At 62.2% G+C, this 23,959-nt stretch carries 20 protein-coding genes; 3 read left to right on the forward strand and 17 right to left on the reverse strand.

Annotation, left to right across the window (positions count from 1 at the left end; genetic code table 11):
- The first annotated feature begins 59 nt into the window (after positions 1 to 59).
- Positions 60 to 1,133, forward strand: a complete 1,074-nt coding sequence (locus NKI97_RS11295; protein ID WP_502907098.1) for a Gfo/Idh/MocA family protein — start codon at positions 60 to 62, stop codon at positions 1,131 to 1,133.
- A 28-nt stretch (positions 1,134 to 1,161) separates the two neighbouring features.
- On the opposite strand, the gene NKI97_RS11300 is transcribed toward NKI97_RS11295, so the two are convergent.
- From NKI97_RS11300 to NKI97_RS11360, 13 genes are all read right to left on the reverse strand, one after another.
- Positions 1,162 to 2,220: an ABC transporter ATP-binding protein gene (locus NKI97_RS11300; RefSeq protein ID WP_352834085.1), complete on the reverse strand. Its 1,059-nt coding sequence runs from the start codon at positions 2,218 to 2,220 to the stop codon at positions 1,162 to 1,164.
- A 40-nt stretch (positions 2,221 to 2,260) separates the two neighbouring features.
- Positions 2,261 to 3,082, reverse strand: coding sequence for a carbohydrate ABC transporter permease (locus tag NKI97_RS11305; RefSeq protein ID WP_023674179.1), 822 nt, complete (start codon positions 3,080 to 3,082; stop codon positions 2,261 to 2,263).
- Positions 3,083 to 3,985, reverse strand: a complete 903-nt coding sequence (locus NKI97_RS11310) for a carbohydrate ABC transporter permease (RefSeq protein WP_352449957.1) — start codon at positions 3,983 to 3,985, stop codon at positions 3,083 to 3,085.
- A gap of 35 nt (positions 3,986 to 4,020) precedes the next feature.
- Positions 4,021 to 5,358, reverse strand: a complete 1,338-nt coding sequence (locus tag NKI97_RS11315) for an extracellular solute-binding protein (RefSeq protein ID WP_352449854.1) — start codon at positions 5,356 to 5,358, stop codon at positions 4,021 to 4,023.
- A 61-nt stretch (positions 5,359 to 5,419) separates the two neighbouring features.
- Positions 5,420 to 6,079 (reverse strand): GntR family transcriptional regulator, encoded by a 660-nt coding sequence (locus NKI97_RS11320; protein ID WP_023674176.1) that lies wholly within the window; start codon positions 6,077 to 6,079, stop codon positions 5,420 to 5,422.
- Between the two features lie 39 nt (positions 6,080 to 6,118).
- The gene (locus NKI97_RS11325; RefSeq protein WP_352745524.1) at positions 6,119 to 7,003 is read right to left on the reverse strand and encodes a dihydrodipicolinate synthase family protein; all 885 of its coding nucleotides are present in this window, start codon (positions 7,001 to 7,003) and stop codon (positions 6,119 to 6,121) included.
- A gap of 204 nt (positions 7,004 to 7,207) precedes the next feature.
- A complete protein-coding gene (locus NKI97_RS11330) occupies positions 7,208 to 9,004 on the reverse strand; it encodes an ABC transporter ATP-binding protein (RefSeq protein ID WP_352834088.1) in 1,797 nt (598 codons plus the stop codon).
- Entirely contained in the window at positions 9,001 to 9,945 is a 945-nt protein-coding gene (locus NKI97_RS11335) for an acetamidase/formamidase family protein (RefSeq protein ID WP_352834091.1), read from the reverse strand. Before NKI97_RS11335 ends, NKI97_RS11330 begins: the two co-directional genes overlap by 4 nt.
- A complete protein-coding gene (locus NKI97_RS11340) occupies positions 9,935 to 11,578 on the reverse strand; it encodes an ABC transporter substrate-binding protein (protein ID WP_352455772.1) in 1,644 nt (547 codons plus the stop codon). The genes NKI97_RS11335 and NKI97_RS11340 overlap by 11 nt, the downstream gene beginning before the upstream one ends.
- A 32-nt stretch (positions 11,579 to 11,610) precedes the next feature.
- The gene (locus NKI97_RS11345) at positions 11,611 to 12,531 is read right to left on the reverse strand and encodes an ABC transporter permease (RefSeq protein WP_352592449.1); all 921 of its coding nucleotides are present in this window, start codon (positions 12,529 to 12,531) and stop codon (positions 11,611 to 11,613) included.
- Positions 12,528 to 13,394 carry an ABC transporter permease gene (locus tag NKI97_RS11350; protein WP_198023515.1) on the reverse strand — a complete coding sequence of 289 codons (867 nt, stop codon included), beginning with the start codon at positions 13,392 to 13,394 and terminating at the stop codon, positions 12,528 to 12,530. Before NKI97_RS11350 ends, NKI97_RS11345 begins: the two co-directional genes overlap by 4 nt.
- Positions 13,395 to 13,413: 19 nt before the next feature.
- Complete coding sequence (locus tag NKI97_RS11355) at positions 13,414 to 14,016, reverse strand: ANTAR domain-containing response regulator (RefSeq protein WP_352834094.1); 603 nt, start codon at positions 14,014 to 14,016, stop codon at positions 13,414 to 13,416.
- Entirely contained in the window at positions 14,013 to 15,140 is a 1,128-nt protein-coding gene (locus tag NKI97_RS11360) for a transporter substrate-binding protein (protein ID WP_352834097.1), read from the reverse strand. Before NKI97_RS11360 ends, NKI97_RS11355 begins: the two co-directional genes overlap by 4 nt.
- 522 nt (positions 15,141 to 15,662) lie before the next feature.
- Between NKI97_RS11360 and NKI97_RS11365 the strand changes: the two genes are divergently transcribed.
- Together NKI97_RS11365 and NKI97_RS11370 are read left to right on the forward strand one after the other, a co-directional pair.
- The gene (locus NKI97_RS11365; protein WP_352834099.1) at positions 15,663 to 16,778 is read left to right on the forward strand and encodes a hypothetical protein; all 1,116 of its coding nucleotides are present in this window, start codon (positions 15,663 to 15,665) and stop codon (positions 16,776 to 16,778) included.
- 303 nt (positions 16,779 to 17,081) lie between these two features.
- The gene (locus tag NKI97_RS11370) at positions 17,082 to 18,839 is read left to right on the forward strand and encodes an adenylate/guanylate cyclase domain-containing protein (protein WP_352834101.1); all 1,758 of its coding nucleotides are present in this window, start codon (positions 17,082 to 17,084) and stop codon (positions 18,837 to 18,839) included.
- A gap of 276 nt (positions 18,840 to 19,115) precedes the next feature.
- On the opposite strand, the gene nadE is transcribed toward NKI97_RS11370, so the two are convergent.
- The 4 genes from nadE to asnB are packed head-to-tail and all read right to left on the reverse strand — an operon-like array spanning position 19,116 to position 23,925.
- The gene (gene nadE, locus NKI97_RS11375) at positions 19,116 to 20,123 is read right to left on the reverse strand and encodes an NAD(+) synthase (RefSeq protein ID WP_352743627.1); all 1,008 of its coding nucleotides are present in this window, start codon (positions 20,121 to 20,123) and stop codon (positions 19,116 to 19,118) included.
- On the reverse strand, positions 20,120 to 21,682 hold the full coding sequence (locus NKI97_RS11380) for a class I adenylate-forming enzyme family protein (RefSeq protein WP_352449863.1): 1,563 nt from the start codon (positions 21,680 to 21,682) through the stop codon (positions 20,120 to 20,122). Before NKI97_RS11380 ends, nadE begins: the two co-directional genes overlap by 4 nt.
- A 22-nt stretch (positions 21,683 to 21,704) precedes the next feature.
- Entirely contained in the window at positions 21,705 to 21,968 is a 264-nt protein-coding gene (locus NKI97_RS11385; RefSeq protein WP_352449958.1) for an acyl carrier protein, read from the reverse strand.
- Positions 21,969 to 21,987: 19 nt separating this feature from the next.
- Positions 21,988 to 23,925: an asparagine synthase (glutamine-hydrolyzing) gene (gene asnB, locus NKI97_RS11390; protein WP_352449864.1), complete on the reverse strand. Its 1,938-nt coding sequence runs from the start codon at positions 23,923 to 23,925 to the stop codon at positions 21,988 to 21,990.
- Positions 23,926 to 23,959 lie beyond the last annotated feature (34 nt).

Genomic DNA, 23,959 nt, shown 5'->3' on the forward strand with positions numbered 1-23,959 from the left:
CCGGAGGAAGACGCCGCGTGACCAGATCATCGATCGGCTACGGCATCATCGGCTGCGGCATGATGGGCCGCGAGCATATCCGCAATATCGCTCTGTTGCCCGACGCGCATGTGGCCGCGATCGTCGAGCCGGACCCCGGCATGTTGGCGGCGTCGCTGGCGACGGCGTCGGGTGCGCGATCGGCGGCATCGATCGCCGAACTGCTGGCCATGGATGAGGTGGACTGCGTCTTGATTGCCAGCCCCAACCACCAGCACCTCGGTCAGATGGAGCAGATCGCCGCACTTCGACCACTGCCGGTACTGGTGGAAAAGCCGCTCTTCACCGAGGGCGCCGACGAGGGGCGCATCGCGGCGTTGAAAGCTCGGCTTCCGCTCGTCTGGGTGGCCATGGAATATCGCTATATGCCCCCCGTCGCCGTATTCGTCGAGCAGGCGCGCCCCGCCACCGGCGGCATCCGCATGCTGACGATCCGCGAGCACCGCTTCCCGTTTCTGGCCAAGGTCGGCGACTGGAACCGCTTCAACCGCAACACCGGCGGCACGTTCGTCGAGAAGTGCTGCCACTTCTTCGACCTGATGCGGCTGATCCTCGGATCCGACCCCGTTCGCGTGATGGCGAGCGCTGGACAGGCCGTAAACCATCTCGACGAACGCTATGGCGGTGAGAGGCCTGATATCCTTGACCATGGCTATGTGCTGGTTGACTTCGCGAGCGGCGCGCGCGCCATGCTGGAACTCTGCATGTTTGCCGAGGGCAGCCGCTACCAGGAGGAACTCTGCGCTGTCGGCGGCGACGGAAAGATCGAGTGTCTGGTGCCCGGACCAGGCCGTTTCTGGCCGACCCACCTTGGCCCTGCGCCAGTGCCCCAGTTGATCGTTAGTCCGCGCAATCCGCCTGGACCACGACTGCTGGAGATTCCCGTCGACCCCCGGCTGCTCGAGGCAGGCGACCATAACGGTTCGACCTATTTCGAGCACGCCCGCTTCACCGCTGCGGTGCGCGGACAAGGCAAGGTGGAAGTGACCTTGCAAGACGGCTGGTGGGCCGTCGTCATGGGTCTTGCCGCCCAGAGATCGGCCCGCGACGGCCGCGCCATCGAACTCGCCGGTGAATTCGCGTTGCCGACCTAGGCCGACGACGCATTACCGGACCACCGAGTCAGATGCGCCGACCGGTTGCTGCGTCGAACAGATGCGCACATGCGCGGTCGATCTCGATCCGCACCTCTTCGCCTTGCTTGAGCGCAAGCCTTTCTCGGAACAGGCAGGAAATTTCTTCACCGGAGCAGTCGACCTTGGCGAAGATTTCCGAGCCTGTCGCCTCGAGAAGCGTGATCGTGCCCGGCACGCCCTGCCCGGTTGCCCGGATATGTTCCGGTCGAATGCCGTAGACGAGTTCGCGTCCCGCGGCATCCGCCGGCTGGGCGCCTTCCGGCAACGGCAGGATCAACCCGCCGGCGCTGCGGAACACGCCCTCCTCGATGCGGCCGGCAATGAAGTTCATAGCGGGCGAGCCGATGAAACCGGCAACGAAGAGGTTGGCCGGATGGTCGTAGAGGTCCAGTGGCGCGCCGATCTGCTCGACCAGGCCGTCATGCAGCACGACGATCTTGTCGGCCATCGTCATGGCTTCGATCTGGTCGTGCGTGACATAGATCGTCGTGGTACCCAGCCGCTGGTGCAGGGCCTTGATCTCGCCGCGCATCTGGACGCGCAACTTGGCATCGAGGTTGGAGAGCGGCTCGTCGAACAGAAAGACCTGCGGGTCGCGTACGATCGCGCGACCCATGGCAACGCGCTGGCGCTGGCCGCCCGAAAGCTGGCGCGGATAGCGGTCAAGCAGCTTTTCCAGGCCGAGGATGCCGGCTGCCTTCCTGACCCGGCCAGCGGTATCGGTCGGGTCGGCTTTCTTGATCTTGAGGGCAAAGCCCATATTGTCGGCCACAGTCATATGCGGATAGAGCGCATAATTCTGGAACACCATGGCGATGTTCCTGTCCCGTGCCCGCAGATTGTTGACCATACGCTCGCCGATGGCGATCTTCCCGCCGGAGATCGTCTCAAGGCCTGCGATCATGCGCAGCAGCGTCGATTTTCCGCATCCCGACGGGCCGACCAGGATGACGAACTCGCCGTCGGCGATATCGACGCTGACGTCGTGAATGATCTTGGTGGCCCCGAAGGCCTTCTGCACGTTGTTGATCGTTACCGATGCCATTGGAGCTTTCCTGGAAAAAGAGTGATGTCAGGGCGGGCCCTCAGCCGCCCTTGACGGCGCCGGCGGTCAGCCCCGCGACGATCTGCCTTTGCGCGAACATGGTCAGGATCAGCACCGGCAACGTCACCACCAGCGCCGCCGCGGCGAGCGGCCCCCAGCTCACCTGCTCGTAGGACAGCATGTTGTAGACGGCGACCGGCAGTGTGCGCGTCTCACGGCTGGCAAGCACCACGCCGAAGACGAAATTGTTCCACGAGAAGATCACGGACAGGATGAAGGCGACGACGATGCCCGGCTTGGCGATGGGCAGGGCAACCAGCCGGAAAACCTGCCAGGAGCTGGCGCCGTCGATGTTGGCCGCCTCTTCCAGTTCCATCGGCGTGGTCTCGAAATAGCCGATCATCACCCACACCACGATCGGCACCGTCACCACCAGATGGATGATGATCTGCGGCCACAGCGTGCCGAGTATCCCGATCCATTGGAACAGCAGAAACAGCGGGATGAGATAGGATAGCCCAGGCGTCATGCGGGCGATCATGATGACGACCGCCGATCGTTCAGCCTTGAGCCGTGCGATGCCATAGCCGGCCGGTACGCCGATCAGCAGCGCCAGCAAGGTCGCCGTGCCGGTCACCAGAACCGAATTCCAGAGATAGAGCAGGAAATTGTTCTCCTCGAATACCTTTACATAGTTCGACCAGGCGAAGCGTTCGGGGATCAGGATCGGCGGATAGGCACCGTTGTCGATCTCGAATTTCAGCGACAGCGAGATCATCCAGAGGAAGAACAAGATCGCCGGGGAGACGAAAACCAGGGCAGCGAAAAACAGACCGATCTGGTTGAGCAGCCGTGAACTCATCTATTTGCCCTCCGTATCGATCCACTGCGAGCGTTGGCGCAGCATCAGCAGGACAAACGACAGGGCCACGATGACAATGAAGAACACCACGGCCATGGCCGAGCCGTAGCCGATATCGTAGTAGGAGAAGGCGGTGTTGTAGAGATAGATGTTGATGGTCTCCGACGCCGTTCCCGGCCCGCCCTGGGTCATCGCGTAGATGATGTCGAAGCTCTTCAGCGCATCGATGGTGCGGATGATGACCGCGATCATCAGGAACGGCGCGATCATCGGCAGAGTGAGATAGCGGAATTGCTGCCAGGCATTGGCGCCGTCGATCTCGGCGCTTTCGAAGGGCTCGCGCGGCACCGAGGCCAGCCCGCCAAGCACGATCAGCATGACCAGCGGCGTCCACTGCCAGGTCTCGACCGCAACCAGCGACGGGATGACCGTGTTGGCGTTGAATATCCATTCCTGAGCCGGGATGCCGACCAGCGACAGCAGGTAGTTGAGCACGCCAAGCTGAGGATGGAACATCATTGTCCAAACCAGTGCGACGGCAACGGGTGTCGCCATCATCGGCATGACGAAGACGCCGCGCAGCAAGCCGCGCAGCGGAAACCTGGCATCGAAGATCAGGGCGGCCAGAGTGCCCAGCAGCATCGGCGCTGCAACCGAGAGGAAGGTGTAGGTCAACGTATGAACAAGGGATTCCCAGAAACGTGGGTCGCTGGCCAGGCGGAGATAGTTTTCCATGCCGGCAAAGCTCCGCGACTGGCCGAGCGTCCAGCGATTGACGCTCATCCACAGGGTGAAAGCCCAGGGGAAAACGATGACGGCGCCGACGACGACGAGTGCGGGGACAACGAAAGGCCAGTAGTTGGGAGCCAGCCGGATCGTCTGGCTCCCGTCGACAACCGGCATCGTCACCCCGGTCTGTTCTGGGGTGGTGGCCGACATCAGCCCTGCTCGCTCCTGTCGAGAACCGGCTGGAATTGTTCGGTGGCCTTCTTCAGCTCCGCGGCTGGATCGGCGCCGGCAATCATGTTGGTCAACGCCACGCCATAAATGTCGCGGAATTCCGTGACGGGGATGATGACCGGCAGTGCCAGCCGACTGATATTGCCCGAGCCGACCACGGCATCAAGCCAGCTTGCCGGCATGGTGACGCCTTCGCGCACCTTGGGATCCTCCAGCACGGATTTGCGGAACGGAACGCCGGCGCCGGCCTGCAACAGCCGTGCACCCATGGTTGGCGATACCGCCCACTGGCAGAACAGATAGGCAGCCTCCTTCTTCTCGCTGGCGGCGGTAACGCCAATCCCGTCGCCGAAGGTGCCCGAGGCATGCGCCTTGGGACCCTTGGGCATCACGCCGTAACCGACCTTGCCGACCACCCTCGATTTTTCCGGATTTTCCATCGGCGGGGCAAAACCCACGCCGTCGAGCCACATGCCGATCTTGCCCTGCAGGAAGGCCGACTGTGCTTCGGCCCAGTTGAACCCGGTAACGCCCGGAGGGGCGGACTTGGTCATCAATCTTTGATAGAGCGCGGCAGCCTCGATCGCCTCGGGAGCCTCGGTGCGCAGCTTGCCCTTGTCATCTAGCGGCGTCATGTCGTAGCCGAGCATCAGCGACGTCCACACCGGCGTGTTTGCGTTCTTGAGCCCGCGGGCGACGAAGCCGTATGTATTGGTCGAGGGGTCGGTCAGCGCTTCGGCGGCTGCCACCAGTTGCTCGAAGGTCTCTGGGTATTTGAGGCCCTTGGCCTCGAACAGCTCCTTGTTCCAATACAGGATCCAGTAGTCCACCGAGAACGGTAGCGAGCGCAGCACGCCCTGGCCGTCCTTGGCAAACAGAATGCCGGCTTCGGCGAAGTCGCTTTCGACCAGCGCCGGGTCGGTGAGCGACGGATCGGCGAGATAGCCGGCGATGTCGGCCAGCCAGCCACCCTTCTCGAACTGGCGCTTCTGCACGTGGTAGCTCAGATGCACGACGTCGAAGCTCGGCTTGCCCGAGCTCAACTCGATCACCGTCTTCTGGCGCTGCTGCTGCTCGGGCGTTGCCTCGGCATTGACCTTGATGCCGGTCAGTTCCTCGAACTCGGCGAGATATTTCAGGATGGTGTCGCTGCGCGGGCTTTTCACCAGATTGACGTCAAGCGTCGTCCCGGCAAAGCGTTTCCAGTCAACGCCTGCGGCAAAGCCGGGGCGAAGCCCCACAAGGCCGGCAGCGGTTAGCGCCGCGGTTCCGGCAAGGAGTTGCCTCCTGGTTGGGTTGAACAGATTGGACGACATTTCTTCCTCCCGGTTGCTGTCGTTGTGGATGCGCCGCGAACCGCGGCGCGGCTATATTTCCTCAGATCTGGAGCGCCAGCCGGCGCGCATTGTCGATATGCAGACTGATCGCTTCAACCGCTTTTTGCGGATTGCGGCTCTCCATGGCTTCGATGACCGCCAAATGTTCGCGCATCACCGGCACCACACGACCGTCGATGCGGAAACGCTCCTGGTGGATCAGCCGGATTTTCACCGAGTTGACCAGATAGGCCTTGGCGATAATCTCGTTGCCGAGCGCATTGATGAAGGTGTCGTGCATCGCCCAGTCGATGTTCTGGGCCTTGGCTTCCATTTCCGGCGTCGGCGCCTGCCCGAGAGCTTGAGCCAGCATCTCTTCATGTTCGCGCCGCATGCGGGCAAGTTCGGCATCAGAAGCGCTGGTCGTGAATAGCGCCACTGCCTCGCGTTCCATGAACAACCGAAATTGGAACGCCTCGCGGATCAGATTGATATCGATATGCGCGATCTGCATGCCGCGCTGCGGGATGGTGGTCAGCAGTCCCTCGGCCTCGAGACGCGGGACGATCTCGCGAATGGCACCCAGCGGCAGCCCGGTGAAAGCGACCAGTTCGCGCTGTGACACGAACTGCCCCGGCCGCAGATCGCGGGCCAGCAAATGCCGCGTGAAGCTGGCATAGGCCTTCTCCCGGAGAGTGATCGGTTCGCTGCCGTCTTCCACTTAAGCTCGCTTCCTTGTCGGTCAGCCTGGCCTTGTCGGTCAGGCCGCCTCTGTCGCAAACAGCCTGTCGTAGGCAGCGGCAAGCTGCCGCTGTCCCTGCGGATCGATCGCCTCTAGGGGCGGACGGACCGCCAGCCAGCGCTCGTCGCCGGTCTTGCGCGCGACCATGACCTTCACCGCCGGCGTGACCGGGTATTTGAGCAATTCGAGCACGAAGTCTTCGACGCGTGGGTCGTCGCCCCCGTTTTCGACCATTGCCCGGATTTCGCCGGTAACAAAATTGGCCATGCCGGAAATCGCGCCCTGTCCGCCGCGGCGCACGCTTCTCGCCAGATGCCGTTCGTCGCCGATGAGGATCACCAGATCGCCGTGCGCCTCAAGCAGCGCCTCACTGTAGCTCCAGTCCCCGCCGGAATCCTTCACCCCGGCCACCACAGCGGGAAAAGCGGCGCGCAGCCGGCCGATCAGCCCAAGCGGGAGCGGCACCATGGTGACTGAGGGGATGTTATAGAGCAGCACATCGCGCGCCAGCGGACCGAGTGCGGCGAAGACGGCGGAAAACCATCCGAACAGCCCGTCCTCGCCGACATTCTTGAAGTAGCTCGGCGGAGCGAGCAGAATGTTGCGAACGCCGCGCTGCAAAGCGTGCCGGGCCTGATCGGCGGCATCTTCGGCTGCATCGACCAGCACTGCGGCGACGAGCTGATGTGGCGGAATACCGGCCGCCAGCATGGCCTCGGTGACGATCCGTCGCTCGTCGGTGCCGACCGAGGCTCCTTCGCCGGTGGTGCCGAACAGCGTCGCGCTGCTGCAGCCGGCGCCAAGGCAGGCTCGGGCATGCGCGATCATCGGCGCGAGCGCTATCTGCCCCGACGGGTCGAAGGGTGTGGTCAGGGCAGCCGAAAGACCAAAGCGGGAAGCCAATGCGATCTCCGTTGAAATCAATGTGGACGTAGCGTTAGCACGCTAACATGTCAGATGTAAACGGGTGACCTTGCCAACTCGGCATCGCCGAACTGCGCTGCCGCGGCAGCGCCATCGCCGATCATTTTCCGCCGCTCGAACATCACATATGCAGCTGTCCCCGAGCCTCTGCGGGATTGGCTGGACGAGGCAGCCTGAGCTCGATCAAGTGGCGACGAGGTGGCCGTCGCCAACATCTTCGAGCTTGAGTTTCCGGGGCTCGTCACCGATGCGCCGCACAGCGCTTGGAATTTCGCTGTCCAAACGGGCGAACCTGGCGCGGCGCCGGCCTGGATCGGGAACCGGAACGGCTTCGATCAGCCGCTTTGTGTAAGGATGGCGCGGGTTGGAGAAGATCTGGTCGCGGGTGCCCATCTCGACGATCTGCCCCAGATACATTACCGCCACGCGATCGGAGATGTTCTCGACCACCGCCATGTCGTGCGAGATGAAGAGATATGCGACGCCGAATTCGCGCTGCAGCTCCTTCAGCAATCTTAACACGCGCGCCTGCACCGACACGTCGAGAGCAGAGACGCTCTCGTCGGCAATGATCAGCTTTGGTCGCAGCGCCAGCGCCCGTGCAATGCAGATTCGCTGGCGCTGCCCGCCGGAGAATTCGTGGGGATAGCGCTCCATCTGGTCAGCGGAGAGGCCGACGCGTTCGAACAGGGCGGCGATCTGGGCATGCCGTTGCTCTCTGTCGCCGAGGCCGTGGATCAGCAGAGGCTCGGCGACGAGATCGCCGACCCGCATGCGCGGGTCGAGGGACGCGAAGGGATCCTGAAAGATCATCTGCACATTGCGGCGGACAGCCTTGCGCTCCTTGCGGCTGAGCGCCGACAGGTCGTGGCCGCCGATTGAAATGCTGCCGGTGAAGGGCACCAGTCCGGCGATCGCCTTGGCCGTCGTCGACTTGCCGCAGCCCGATTCGCCGACCAGCGACAGGGTTTCGTGCGGCGCGATCGAGAAACTGACGCCTTCGACCGCGTGCACGCTGCGGTCAACGCGGCCGAAGAAGCCGCCGTGCAGGTCGAAGCGGACGTGAAGATCGCTGACAGATACAAGCTCGGCCGGCATGTTGGCGGCATCTTGTCGGTCTTCGGCCGTCCGTCCGCCGCCGATACGCGGCACGGCAGCCAGAAGCTCGCGTGTATAGTCGGCCTGCGGGCGATTGAAGATGTCAGCCGCCCTGCCCTGCTCGACCATCCGGCCGTCGCGCATGATGATGACGCGGTCCGCCATCTCGGCGACGACGCCCATGTCGTGCGTGATCAGGATAACACTGGTGCCGTGCTCGCGCTGCAGGTCGCGCAGCAGCTCCAGCACCTCGCCCTGAACCGTGACATCGAGGGCGGTCGTCGGCTCATCGGCGATCAGCACATCCGGGTTCAGGGCCAGAGCCATGGCAATCATCACGCGCTGGCGCATGCCGCCTGAGAGTTCGTGTGGATAGTGCTCGAGCCGCCGTTCGGCATCCGGAATTCGGACTGCCTTCAGCGCCTCGAGCGCCCTCAGCCGCGAGTTGGAGCGCGACATCGAGGTGTGTGCCTCGATCGCCTCCGTGAGCTGACGGCCGACGGACAGAACCGGATTGAGCGATGTCATCGGTTCCTGAAAGATCATGGCAATACGGTTGCCGCGGATGCGGCGCATACCGCTCTCGCTGAGAGCCGCGAGATCCTGATCGCCGAGCCGGATGGAGCCTGATCCGATGCGTGCCGCCGGCTGCGGCAGCAAGCCCATGATGGCCAGCGCCGTCATCGACTTGCCGGAACCGGACTCGCCGGCGATGCAAAGCGTTTCGCCGCGCATCAGGCCGAATGTCAGGTCGGAAACGACGTCGCGCTCGCCCTCCTCGCCGCACACGGCGACGCTCAGACCTGAGACGCTGAGTACCGGCCTGACAGAGCCACTCTCCGCGGCGGCCTGCCCGGATCGTTTGATGTCCTCCACCTTCATTCAAAGACGCAGCGGGGGAAGTAGAACGAAACCACCCAGTTGGGCATGTCGACGATCTCGCTGATGCGCAGGTCACCGCAAACCGAGACGAGCATATAGGCATCTACCGGATCCATGCGGTAGCGGCCGGAGAGCAGGTCGATCATCTGGGAAACGGCGCTCCTGGCGCCGTCCATCAGATCCGGCCCGATACCGGTTGTCACCTCGTAGCCCTTGGCGTCGAGATGCCGCGACACCGGACCGGGCGTTGTGAAACGCGGCGTCCGCAGCCGGGCATCCTTGACCAGATCGAGCGTCAGCACGGCGTTCATGGGGCTCTCGATCGCCGTGCCGCAGACCTCGCCGTCACCCTGCGCGGCGTGCGTGTCGCCGACCGAGAACAACGCTCCCGCGACCTCTACGGGCAGGTAGAGCACCGTGCCGGCGGCGAGATCGCGGATGTCCAGATTGCCGCCCACGCGCCGCGGCGGGACCACCGAATGCAGACCCGGCTCAGCCGGGGCATTGCCGATGGTGCCGGCGAAGGGCTTGAGCGGCACCCGGCCGCTCTTGCCGAACAGCGCCGGTTCGAGCGAGGCGGCGTCGTACTTCCAGATATTCAGTGCCGGTTGGGAGAAGTCATCCGCCAGCAGACCGAATCCCGGGATGTTCGCCGTCCAACCGAAGCCTGACGGCTTGAACGCCTCGATGGTGATTTTCAGGGCATCGCCCGGTTCTGCCCCTTCGACATAGATTGGCCCAGTGACCGGGTTCACCTTGGCAAAGTCGAGCAAAGCAACGTCGTCGACGGTGCTCTCCATCGTCAGCTGCCCGCCGGACGAGTCCAGGCACTGGAACTCGATCGTCGACCCTGGCGCGACCCGTTCGGTCGGGACAAAGGAATTGTCCCAGCCGAAATGATGGTGGCGCCCGTGGATGGTGTAGTCGCAGTTATTGCACATCGGTCACATACACATTGTCGTAGTTGATCGGGATGTGGACCGGGTCGACATAGAGGTTGTCGGCGCCACCCATGCGGGTTGATTTCATGGTGAAACGCTGCTCGTTGAAGACCGGTGCCCAAGGCGCGTCTTCCATGATCTTGCCGTAGATCTCGCTCCACATCTTGGCGCGTTCGCCAGCCTTGGCCGGGTCGACGATGGAGTCGGCTTCGGCCGCCTTGGCGTCGAGCTCCTTGTTGCAATACCACGACCAGTTCCAGCCGCCCGGGACGGCACCAGCGCAGCCGAGGATCGGGCCGTAGAAGTTCGACGGATCGGGGAAGTCGGCGATCCAGGCCATGCCGCCGGACCAGATCATCGGCGCACCGGCCTTGTCGCCGCCGGCGGCGATGACGTTGGCCTGCGCGAGCGACTGGATGCTGGCCTTGATGCCGACCGCCGCCAGATCCTGCTGAATGGCCTGCGCGATGCGCGGGTTGGGATCGGTGTTCATGGCAAACAGCTGCGTGTCAAATCCGTCGGGATGCCCGGCCTCGGCAAGCAAGGCCTTGGCCTTGGCCACGTCATAGGGATAGCCCTTGAATTCCTTGTCATAGCCGGGCATCGACGGCGGCAACGGCTGATTGGCCGGCACCGCACGGTTGTTGATCAGCTGGACGATGCGGTCCTTGTTGATCGCCATGTTGACCGCCTGCCGCACCTTCACGTTGTCGAAGGGCGCCATGGTGGTATTCATGGTGATATAGCCGGTGTGCAACTGGCCGCCCTCGACGACACGGGCCTTCTGCTCGGGATCGGCCATCACCTCCTGGAACTTCGCCGGCGGAATGCCGTCGCCGGGAACGTCGATCTCGCCTTTCTGGAGCCGCAGCAGCGCCACGATCGGCTCCTGGCCGATCTCAAAGGTGATCTTGTCGAGATGCGGCAGACCCTTGTGCCAGTAATCCGGGTTGCGCTCGAAGACCACGCGCTGGCCGAGCGTCCATTCGGCGAGCTTGAAGGCGCCGGTTCCGACCGGATGTTTGCCGAAGTCCGCGCCGTATTTTTCGACTTCTTCCTTCGGCACGACATGCGAGAAGTTGATCGCCATGACATGCAGGAAGGTGGCGTCGGGCCGGGTCAGCTCGAACTTGATCGTGTAGGGATCGACGACGGTTATGCCCGCCAGGCTTTCCGCCTTGCCGGCAGCGACGTTGTCATAGCCTTTGATCGAGCCGAAGAAGCCGGCACCCGGGCTCTGTGTCTTTGGATTGGTGACCCGGTCGAGCGAATATTTCACGTCGTCGGCGGTCATCTCGCGGCCATTGTGGAACTTCACTCCGTGGCGCAGCTTGAAGGTGAAGGTCTTGCCGTCGGGCGCAATCTCATAGCTCTCGGCAAGGTCGGGCCGCAGGTTGGTGGTGCCCGGCTCGTAGTCCATCAGCCCGTCGAACAGGCTCTTGATCATCGACCAGTTCTGCCAGTCATAGCCGATGGCCGGATCGAGCGTGGCGACGTCGTCCTTATAGGTGATGGTGATCGCGCCGCCCTGCTTGGCATTCGGATCGACGGCGTCTTCGGCGCGTACGCTTGTCATGCCAAGCACCAGCGCAAGCGCCGATGCCGCCACGGTCGATATCAGATATTTTCTCATGTCATGTTCCCTTTCTCTGGTTTTCTTGGTTTTCATCTGAGCTTGATGCGTGGATCGATGAACGGTGCGACAGTGTCGGCCAGGAGATTGCCGAGCACGATGGCAAAGGCCGAAACCAGGGTGACCCCCATGATGATCGGAATATCGATGCGCTGAATGGCCTGCCAGGCTAGTTGGCCGATGCCTGGCCAGCCGAACACGCTTTCGACAACCACGATGCCGCCCATGAAGATGCCGATGTCGATGCCGATCATGGCGATGACCGGCAGGATGGCGTTGGGCAGCGCGTGCCGGAAGATAATGGCGCTGCGTGTAAGACCCTTGGCACGCGCGGTACGCACGTAATCCTGGCGCAGGACGTCGATCATCGACGAGCGCATCATGCGGGCGTACCAGCCGGCACCGAGAATTCCCATGGTCAGCGATGGCAGCACCAGATGACGCCAGGTGCCGTAACCGCCGATCGGGAACCAGCCGAGCCGCACCGCGAACACATAAAGCAGCAGCAGGCCGACGACGAATTGCGGCGCCGAGACGCCGACGAAGGAGGCGACCATCAGCGACTGGTCGGTGGCGGTGCCACGCTTGACGGCGGCGATGAGGCCCATCGTCAGCCCGATCACGACTTCGCAGGCAATTGCGCCGAGCATCAGCAGCAGGCTTGCCGGCAGCCGCGAGACGATAAGCTCCGTGACCTCCGAGCGCTGGATGTAGGAGCGCCCCAGATCGCCGCTGAGCAGACTGATCAGATAGTGCCAGTACTGGACGACGAAGGGCTGATCGAGGCCGAGCTGCCGACGGATGTTTTCGACCGTCTCGGGCGTGGCGCTGCGGCCGGCGATCTGGCGGACGGGATCGGCGGGCAGCAGATAGAGCAACGCAAAGGTGATCAGGGAGACGCCGAGCAAGATGAGCACGGACTGGACAACGCGGCGGCCGAGATAGGCTATCATGCCCGCCCCCTTTGCGTCGGATCGAGGATGTCGCGCAGCGCATCGCCGACCAGGTTAAAGGCTAGCGCCAGCGCCAGGATCGCCGCACCCGGAAAGAAAACCAGCCAGGGCGCTGCCTGGAAATAGGTTTGGTTTTCGAAGATGATGTTGCCCCAGGAAGCAGTCGGCGGTTGCACGCCGATGCCGAGATAGCTGAGCGTCGCTTCCAGAAGCACCGTAGTCGAAATGCCGAGCGTGCCCCAGACGATGATCGTCGGCAAAAGGTGCGGCAGGATATGACGAAACAGGATGCGCGGGGCGCTTGCGCCGATGGTGCGCTCGGCATCGATGAACTCGCGCTCGGAGAGCGAACTTGTCTCGGTGTAGATGACGCGGGCGGTCTGCACCCAGTTCACCAATGCGATCACCATGGCGACGATCCATAGGCTCGGCTGGAGCACCGCCGCCAGGCAGATGGCGAGCAGCAGCGCCGGGAAAGCCATCATCAAATCGGTGAAACGCATAAGCGCGCTGCCGATCCAGCCGCGGAAATAGCCGGCCGTGATGCCGACCAACGTGCCGATCAGAAGCGCCACGCCATTGGCGACGATGCCGATGATCAGCGACGTGCGCGCGCCGAAAAGGAGACGGGTCAGCAGGTCGCGGCCAAGCAGGTCGGTGCCAAGCCAGAATTGGGCCCCCGGCGGCAGTGGCGCGCCTTCAAGCGTGAGCCCGTCGAACATCTGCTCGTTTGGATCGTAGCCTGTCAGCCACGGTGCAAGAATGGCGCCGGCCAAGACAACGGCAATAATCCCGAGGCCGAGCAAAGCGAGAGGCCGTTTTAGCAGACGTCGCCAGACGCCGGCGCGAGGCTTGGCTGGCATACGCCCGGCGGCCGAAAGCTCAGGCGTGATCGGATTGGTCATCGTCGCCTTCTTCTTGTGTCATCGCCACGATCCTGCGCGCGGCTTCCTCGACACTGATTTGCCAGCTCATCGCCAGCGAGCGGAGCTGCGCATAGGCACGGCCGTCCTCGGCGCCCTTCGACAAGACCTCCACCGCACGTACGATGGTCTGGCGCTCCGCGACCCGCTGACGAAGCGAGGCAATCTCGCTGGCCAGAAGCTTGCGCGCCTCGAAACTCTGCCTTGCGATCAAAAGCGCGCTATAGACGCCGGCATTGCCCACCGGTTTCAGCAACTGCGCATCGGCCTTGTGCGACAATGCCCATTCGACGCGCCCCGGCGCCTCGGAGCCGATCAGTGCTATCAGCGGCATCGGTGCCTCGCCCGGCTTCCACGGAAATTGCTCGTCAAAGCCGAGATCGACGTCGAAGAAGACGAAGTCCGCCGCCAAGGCTTCGGCCGGCAGTTCCGGCCAGAAGCCAATCGCCTCAAGGCCGATGGCCGACAATTGCCTTGTGATCGCCTGCACGGTCGGATGTGGACGATGCAGGACAAAAGCCCTGGCGCCTCCAAGGTTCGGGATACGCGCCATCTTGCTCACGACACCACCCGCAGGCGTGGCCGCCCGAACGTCTCCGTCCGGTCATAGCGGGAAAGGTAGGGATCGGGTGCCACGCCCTTCGTCAGCGTGACCGTTTTGAACGATGTTCCATCGATACGTCCGATTAGCACCGGCAAGGTAGCATGCTGGGTTTGCGGGTCGATGGCGATGTCGCCCAGTGGCGTTCGAAATGATGTTTCGGTAAAGACCTTGGGAAGGTCCGTCCATTGTGCACCGGGGTTGCCGGTGAGGATCTCGGCGAGCATGCGCACCGAGGCATAGGCCGCCGCCTCGAAGGATGAGGCCGGCATGACGGAAGGCACTGGAGCCGCACCGCGATCCGCCCCCGAGATGTCGTGAAAATAGGGCCCAACGGAAAGGTGGCCATCGCCTGCCCCGTTGAGCGCCGGCAATTCGCATTCCGTGAGATTGCAGGACAGGATCGGGCAACGCTCCGGCCTGAAATGCGGGTCGCGCCGGCCAAGCTCCGCATAGGCAGCGATGAAGGCATAAGAAGAAGGGCCGATGAGATTGTTCAGAATGAAATCAGGTCTCGTCGCCTGTATCTCCGCGATCAGCCGCGCAACATCGACCTCGCCGAGCGGCAGATAACGTTCGCCCAGCACCTTGCCGCCGGCGTCCGCAATCAGGTCGCGCGCCACGCGGTTGGTCTCCCAACCCCAGATGTAGTTGGAACCGAGCAGGAAGCCGTCGGCGCCGAAACGAGGCACGACATAGGCAAGCAGCGGTACGAGATGCTGATTGGGGCAGGCGTGTGTGTAGACGACATGCTCGTTGGCTTCGAAGCCCTCGTACGGGCAGGCGTACCACAGCGTGCCGCCTGCCCTCTCCAGGATTGGGATGACCTCCTTGCGGCTCCACGAGGTGACGCAGCCAATGATGTGACGCGCGCCGCTGTTGGCGAGAATGTCCGCGCAGCCGCTTGCATAGCGATCGATGTTGCCCTGCGGGTCGCGCTCGATCGGGATGAATTCGAATGGGATAGCGGGATCGGCGTTGACGTCGGCGATGGCGTTCATCGCACCCGCACGGCAGGATTCGGACACCAGCCGGTAGTTGCCGGACCGCGAATAGAGAATGCCGATCTCGATATGCCGTTTCAAGCAATGCCTCAAAATGACAATGCCCCGCAGCCACCGCCACCAGGCGAGAGCATACGAGGCATTCTTGCCGCCCGGCGGTCAGAGCCGGTATTTGTCCTCACCGTATTACGCCCGCGCTCCCAGTCAAGAGCAGCCACGCCAAACTTTGGCCAGCCGAAACGGTTCGGCGCGGAGCACGCAACTCATGCCGCTGGTCGTGTAGAGTCCGCCGGGAACGAAAATTGCTGATGTCCAGGTATGGGGCCGGACAAACCCGGTTCGCTACCATTCAAAGCAACGACTTTAATATCGGTTTACCTGAATCTGCTAGCAGCAATGACGCCGGTTTTTCGTCGGTCAAGCAAAGGGTTCCACCTTGCCGCAGCAATTCAGCACTCCGTTCGGTCACCGGGGCGATCGCAACTGGCCGAGGTTACACGGCTTCATGGGCGTCGAGTTGGAACGCGCGCCCGATGTTCTCGTGCCTCGCGTCGCCTTGGCCCGGAAGCTCGGTGGATGGGACTTTGGTGGCGGGAGCCGGGCTTGAGCGTCATTCGCGCCTTGCAAGGCGCCGACCTCCCGGCAGTTGCGAACATGTTTCAGCGCGTGCTGTTGAAGGAGAGGACCGAAGCGCCGGCCTCTCTCGTGGAATACATGAAACGGTTTTATCTGGATGCGCCCGGTTGCGCAGACAACCTCCGGTCGCTTGTCCATGTCAACGACGCCGGTCGCGTCTCCGGATTTGTCGGCGTCCACGTCCTGCCGATGACGTTCAACGGCCGACAACTACGAGCGGCCATCTGTAGCTCGCTCATGGTCGAGGACCATGAGCACGACCCGCTGGCCGGCGCCCGCTTGCTGAAAGCTTACCTGGATGGTCCGCAGGACATCTCCTTCAGCGAGACGGCCAACGATATTTCCGTGAAATTGTGGACCCGGCTGCGCGGCGTGGTCCTGCCGCAATACAGCCTTGACTGGGTCCGCGTGATGCGCCCCGCGGCCTTCATGCTCAGCCTTTCCGCCAATCGCATGGCGCTTGCGCGAATGCTCAATCCGCTGGCGCGGACAGTCGACCGATTTTACTGCAGAAGGATGACGTCCAGCGAACGACGTTGGTCGGGTGTGGCGGTGGACGGGGCAGGCCACGGAGCATTTCGTACATCCGAAATCGACAGCCACGCATTTGCCAAGCTCATCGAACCGTTTACCGCTCAATTCGCCCTGCGCCCAGATTGGACGGAAGACCAACTCGACCACATCCTGACCGATGCCGCACAAAAGCCGGATCTGGGCGAGCTTGTCTACGTTTGCGTGACATCGCCAGTCGGCACCAATGTCGGCGCTTTCGCCTACTACGCACGAAAGTATGAAATTGGTCGCGTGCTGCAGATCTTCGCCCTCCCCGGCCAGGCGGGCCCGGTGATTGACTGCCTGATCGATCACGCCGCCGCGCGCGGCGTCAGCGGCCTGCGCGGACGTATTCAACCTGCACTTCTGGAGGCGATGCTTGGACGACGCATTGCTTTCCTGACCGTTGCCTCAACGGTGGTACATTCACGTGATCCAGAGCTTCTGGACGCGATGAAGAACTCGCAAGTCTTCCTGAATGGGCTTGCGGGCGAGCAGTGGAGCCGGCTGATCGGTAGCCGTTTCAGCTGAGGCGGGATGCTTTCAAGTTGAACCGAGCATCCCGCTCTATCTATTTATTTTAGGCGCGTTTCCACTTGGCTGCAAAATGCTTGGGTCAAAACCCAATCACTCTGAACGACCGAGTTCGACCCTTTGCCGTCATCCAGTTGGGAGCGTCGCATGACGCGATCTGACCCTTGTCCGACATTCGGGCTCTCATGCAGCAAGGTACACAGACCCGAAAAGCTGTCTTTCAGGGGCGGCGGCAATGGCATCAACCTGCGACCTGCTGTAAGCTTGGAAAGCGGGTAACAATCCGCGAAGGATTGGGGGATGGAACGTCATCTCGCAGCCGTCCTGATTGCCGATGTCGTCGGCTATGGCCGCTTGAGCCAGATCGACGACGAGGGTACGCGTGCGCTTTTCCGAACCGACCTGAACGAAGTATTCGAGCCAAGGATCGCTGCGCACCATGGTCGACTGGTGAAAACCATGGGAGATGGGATGCTGGTCGAGTTCCACAGTGTGGTCGACGCCCTACGCTGCGCGGTCGAAATCCAGCAACAGAAGGCGGAGGTGAACGTTCTCACGCAGCCAGAACGGCGGCTTGATTTCCGCATCGGCATCAATCTGGGCGATGTTATCGTTGAGGGTGACGACATCCACGGCGATGCGGTGAACATCGCCGATCGGCTGCAAGGGCTGGCGGAACCTGGAGGAATCGCGATTTCCGCCACCGCCTGCGACCATGTGAGGGGAAAGGTGCCGATCGGCTTTGCCTCACTCGGCGTGCAGAAAATGAAAAGTATCGCCGAACCGGTTCGCGTGTACCGTGTCTTGATCGACCCCGCTACTGCGGGCAAGATCGTCGGTGCCAAACCAGGCCTTTCTGCCGGCGACGACAGTAAGCCGCCGGTAATTGCGGTTTTGCCGTTCGAAAACCTGAGCGCCGACGACGGCTGGACGCGGCTGGCAGACGGCCTGTCGGCCGACATGATCGGCGACCTAGCGCGCTATCCCGACCTTGCGGTCATTTCGCGCCAGACCATGCAGTCCTATCGGGGACGGGCGAGCGACACACGCTCGGTTGGACGGGAACTGAACGCCGATTACCTGCTGGAAGGCACCCTCCAGGCGATCGGACAGCGTGTCCGCGTCGCGGTGCAGCTGGTCGACACCCGGACCGGAGCCAACCTTTGGTCGGCGCGGTTCGACGAGTCGACCGATGATTTTTTTCTCATGCAGGACAGCATCACACAGAACGTCATCAATGCCCTGGCAGGCACTTTCGGCAAGCTCGCCAATCTCGGGCGTGAGGTGGCTCGGCGGAAGCCTCCCTCGAGCCTGGGTGCTTACGACTGCTATCTACTCGGGGTGGAACTGCACGACAGATTCACGACCGATGCGAGGGCAGAAGCCATACGCATGCTGTCCCGCGCCGTGGAACTCGACCCCGGCTTCGCGCGGGCCTGGATGACGTTGGGATTGGCACATGCGGTCGATGCCTTCAATGCCTTCACGCCAGATTCAGCCGCTTCGGTCGAGCGCTGGCGAGAATGCGTGGAAAAGGCTCTGGCGCTCGACCCTACCGATCCGATGACGCGCCTTTACATGGGCGCTCTCCGCGCCATTGACGGCGATATCAGCGGGGCCGCAGAGGAATACGACCGGGCGCTGGCCCTGGCACCCAATGACGCCGATGTGCTGTCGATGCTTGCCTCAAGCCGAGCTCTCGTGTGTGGAAATCCGGAAGAAGGCTGTGCTCTTGCCGAACGGGCGCTTCGCCTCAATCCGCAGGCTCCGAGTTGGTACTACGCGCAGCTCGCCCGGGCGCGGTTCGTCGCCGGTCGCTATGCCGACAGTCTGTCGTCGCTGCGCCAAAGTCCGCCGGATATTCCCGTCACTCTGATGTTCCGTGCCCTGTGTCACGCGCTGCTTGAAGAGCCGGCGCAGGCGCAGTCGATCGCCAGGCGGATTGCCGTCGAGTTTCCAAGGTTCACCGTCGAGAACTTCATCCGAACCTATCCCGTCACCAATCCTCTGGCCCTCGCTGCGATTAAGGAAGGGGCTCGTCGCGCAGGTATAGCGTAGAGCCGAAAACGGTGCCTAGCTGAGGAGGGGGACGCGCTTCCTGGATATGCCACTTGGTAAGCCGGGCCCCGCTTCCGGCACAGGCTGAAGGTCTGCTTCGCAGCGCTAACTGGGCGCTGGCGTGACCCCTGCTAAGCTTCCGCTCCTGGCGCAACGTGCTCGTCTGGCAGATGAGACGAACGGCAACTTCCCGCCCATCTCGGCCATTGGCGGCAGCCTGCTGATTGAGTTTTGACCCTAAGGCGCTTTTTGGGACGTGGCCGGTCTCGAAGCAGGTCAGGTACCGAGTTCTTCGACTTCCTCGACGAGTTGCGGACGCTGGTGCAGATAACGCGTCGCCTTGCGCTTGGCGATGATATCGGCCCAGACGCGTTCCACTTGTGTGGCGGCCAACCCGGCCGCCTGCCCCACCACCTCAGCCGCCACGCCGTTGTTGAGACCGTAAAGGCAGAGATCCATACGGTCATAAGGAAGCGAGAAGTAGAACTCCTCCTGGGTCTGCGCCAGCGAGTAGGTATCGGTGGTCGGAGGCCGGTTCAGGATTTCCTCCGGAACACCGAGATGGGCCGCCAGCGCATAGACCTGCGTTTTATAGAGGTGGGCGATCGGCTTGACGTCCGCGGCGCCGTCACCGTTCTTCACGAAGAATCCCTGATCATATTCCAGCCGGTTCGGTGTTCCAAGAACGGCGAAGTTCAGACGATCAGCATGATAGTATTCGATCTGCTTGCGGGTGCGCTGCTTCATATTGGTAGCGGCGACGACGCCGAGATAGACAGGCAACGGCATTCTCAGTTTCGTCTGCTTGCCTTCGGGATCCTGCACCACCAGCGACGAGATATTATAGCCTTGGCCCTCGAGCGCGTTCGCGATCACGATCTTCGAGGCCCAGCCTTCGCCGTATTCCGGGACCAATTCGCGGATGAAGGCGTCGCGGCGCTGGTAGCAGCCCATCGCGCGCAAGGCCGGCCCGATATCCTCCGTCACAGCCTCGACACCGAAAGTTTCGGCGACGAGGCGGCCGAGCCGCAGACTTTCAGGATCGGAATCGCTTTCCGGCATGAACAGGCAAAGCACATTCTTGGGGCCGACGGCTCGTGCCGCCAACGCGACCGACACGCTCGAATCGATCCCGCCCGAAAGACCGAGCACAAGGCCCCGCTTGCGAAGCCCGCGCAACTGCTGGCGCAAGGCCGTTACGATACGGTCCGTTTCGGTGATCAGGTCGATTGCCAGAGCCTGCGCCAGAAAGGTCCGCGCATCCTCGGTCGGGCGAACATTCATTGCGCGGCCTCCATGGTTTCTGCCGCAAGCCGACGGCTGACCTTGCCGGTATCGGTCTTCGGCAGCTCGCGGCGGAACTCGATAACCTTGGGGACCATGAAGTCCTCAAGGTGGCGCGCACAGTGGCGTATGATATCCTTTTCGCTAAGCGCTGGGTCGGACCGTACGATAACTGCGCCGATCGCATGCCCGAGCACGGGATCCGGCACACCGACAACCACCGCTTCCGCGATGCCCGGATGAGCATGAAGCACGGCTTCCACTTCCTTGGGCGCCACCTTCTCTCCCCGCGACTTTATGATGTCGTCCTTGCGGCCGACGAAATAGAGAAAGCCGTCCTCATCGGCCCTGAACAGATCGCCGGTGTAGAGAACCTTCTCCCAAGGGTTCGGGCCTGGGCGCAGGGTTTGTTCCGTCGCAGCTTCGTTTCGCCAATAACCCTGCATGACGTGCGGCCCGCGAATGACCAATTCACCTGCTATGCCCGGCGGCACTCGTTGCCCATGGTCGTCGACGATAAAGGCTTCGGTGTTTGGAATGGCTATTCCGACCGATCCCGGCCGGCGGTCGAGCTCCTCGGGCGGCAGATAGGTGCAGCGCTTGCATTCCGTCAGGCCATACATCGAATAGAGCCTGACACCGGGAAAAAGGAACCGCAAGCGTTCTATGTGAGCCGGCGGCAAGGCAGCCGCCGTGTTGGAAATATAGCGAAGGCTGGGCAGGAAGCCCGGCGCCAGATCACGCATCTGCAGGATCATCGCTGCCATCGTGGGCACGAGCGGAAGCCCGGTGACGCCTTCCTGGCGGATGCGTTCAAAGACCGCCTGGGGAAAAGCGAAGGACTTCTCGAGCACGAGCGTGGCGCCGAGCCTGACAGCCATCAGCAACTGATAGAGGCCGTAGTCGAAAGCGAGGGGCAGAACATTCAAGATGATGTCGTCTGGGGAGTTGCGCAGATAAGTGATGATGGAGCCCGCCGCCGCGTCGCAATTGCGGTGCGTCATCATCACGCCCTTGGGCCGGCCGGTCGAGCCCGAGGTGTAGATCAACATCGCAAGATCGACGTCAACGCCGCGGTGGTCAATCTCCCTGGCTTGGAGCGTCAAGCAATCCGCCAGGGACATCGCCCCTGCCGGGCATTGATTATCGGCAGCAACGGTGGAAGCCACGAAGATGCCGGTCTTGCCGGAGGACGTCTTGCCGGACGATCCGCACGCCTCGGCGACCACGGGCATCAGTTTTGCTTGCGTGAGGATCGCAGCTGCGTCGCAATCGCCGATGATGTAGGCCAGCTTTTCGGCCTTGGTGGATGCATTGATCGGACTGAAAGTCGCGCCTGCTTTAAGAACTGCGAAAATCGAAACCGCAGCCTCCCAGCAATTGTCCATGAAGATCAGGACCCGGTCGTCGCGACTGACGCCATTCATGAAAAGGGCGGCGGCCAGGCGGCTCGAAAGATCGTCCAGCTCTTCATAGCACAGCCTTTTGTGCTCGGTGATCAATGCCGTTTTGGCTGGATGGGCAGCGGCCTTCGCCGTCAGAAAATGTTCGATCCGCACGGACGCTCCTCGCCGATGGCGCCTACGCTGCCAGCGCTTCTGCCTTTGCCTTGATGAAGGCTGAGATGCGGTCAATCGAATCCAGATTGGCCGGTACGATGTCGGCATCGACCATCGCTATGCCGAAATCATCCTCTATGAATGCCACGAGCTCCAACACGGCCGTCGAGTCGATGATGCCGTTCTCGATCAGTGATACGGAGTCTGCAAGCTCGTAGGACGTGTCCCCGAACAGGAAGTTGTCGACGATAAAGGTTTTGACCTTGTCCTTGATTGCTACCATGATTTTTCATTCCCTCGATTTCTCAGGCCGCTCGTGCTGCACCGACCTTTTCGCCAGTGAAAATCTTCTGCCACAGTTGCGTCGACAAAATGCCGACGAAAGCCGCATTGTCGCGGAATCCGGACGCTGGCTGCAAGCGGCATTTCTCGTGCAGGTTCGCCACCGCCTTGGCGTTGAATAGTCCGCCGGCGGCGATGCTCGCTTCGCTCAGTGAGTCGCGTACGTAGTCCAGTTCTCCCGCTCCAACGAAGGAGCGGGCTTCCGGTGCCCGGTAAGGCTGTTTGGTGCGCTCGCGGATGGCCGTCGGAAGCAGGTGCTTGGCAGCTTTGCGCAATATGTGTTTTTCCACCAGTCCCTTCAGCTTCATCTCCGGCGGAAGTCTGGCCGCAAACTCCACCAAGCGATGGTCAAGGAAGGGGAAACGCCCTTCGATACCGTGTGCCATGGCCATGCGATCGCCCTGGCTGGAGAGGATGTAGCCCGGCAGGAGAAAGCGGGTTTCGAGATATTGCGCCTGATGAAGCGGATGCCACCGGGAAAATGCCTCAGGCAACCGGCTGGCCAGGTCCTCGGCTGCGTCATACCCCTTCAATGTCGCGCGCAGGTCACCGGAAAAGAACATCTTCGCCGCTGATGTGGTCTTGAAACGCGGCCGATGCGAGAACAGCGGATCGTCCAGGGCAGCGCTGCCGGTTCCGAAGAACGCAGCCAGGTACTCCACGGACTGCTGTTGCAGGCCCGGCAGATAGGGATAAAGCTTGCGGAACAGTTGTGGCCTTATGCGCGATGCCGGCTGTCGCGCGCAGAAACGGCGAACCCGCGCTTCCTTGAAGACATCATAACCGGCAAAGACCTCGTCGGCGCCTTCGCCTGTCAGCACCACCTTCAAACCGGCCTGGCGAACGAGGCCGGACAGTTGATATAGGGGGGCCGGGGCCGTGCGGATGATCGGCCGCTCGGTAAAGCGGATGACTTCGGGAAACACACCGGCGATATCGCCGGCACGGCAGGCGATGGTTCGATGCTGCGTGCTAATTGCCGACGCCATTTCGGTCTGGAAGGCGCTTTCGTCATGCTCGGCGCTGTCGAACGTCACGGAAAATGTCTGCAGCTTAAGAGGAGTCATGCCGGCCGCGAGTGCCGAAACGAGGGATGAATCGAGCCCGCCCGAAAGGTAAGAACCGACCGGCACGTCGGCGCGCATGCGAAGCCTCACCGCGTCGGTCAACAGGGCCTGCAGTTCCTCGGCCGCGTCGTCCTCATTGGTGATCTTCGATGGCGTATCCGGATACGGGTAGTCTAGGTGCCAATATGGTTTGACCGTGACTTGCCCCTGTGTCGCGATCATCACGCTTGCCGGCTCAAGCTCGTGGATGTTGCGGAAAGCCGTGCGTGGAGCGATCGGCGCCCACAGCGTAAAGATCTGGTCGAGTGCAATCGGATCGATTTCGGCCGAGACGCCGGGTACCTTCAGCAGGGCCTTTATCTCCGACGCAAAGTAGAGCACCCCGTCCTTGCTGGTGTAGAACAGCGGCCGAACACCCATGCGGTCTCTTGCAAGCACCATCCGCCGCCGCCGGTTATCCCAAATCGCGAAGGCGAAATCACCGTTCAGGAGCGACAGGCAGTCTTCGCCCATCTCGTCATACAGCTGCAGGAGAACTTCGGTATCGCTCGACGTGCGAAAGCGTCGGCCCCTGGCCAGCAGCCCTTCGCGCAATTCCACGTAGTTGAAGATCTCGCCGTTGAACGCAATCGTCAAATTGCCGGTTTCGTCGGACATCGGCTGCTGGCCATCGCCAATCCCGATCACCGACAGCCGCGCATGCCCAAGTCCAGCCTCGGGCGCTACGAATTTCCCTTGTTCATCCGGCCCGCGATGGGCGATCGCAGACGTCATGCGCGCAAGCAAAGCTTCCGCATCCCGGACTGAACCGAAATAGCCCCCGAATCCGCACATCCACACAGCTCATACTGAACAGCAAGCCACGAAA

The organism is Mesorhizobium sp. M0296, from assembly GCF_040321675.1.
Lineage (GTDB): Bacteria > Pseudomonadota > Alphaproteobacteria > Rhizobiales > Rhizobiaceae > Mesorhizobium.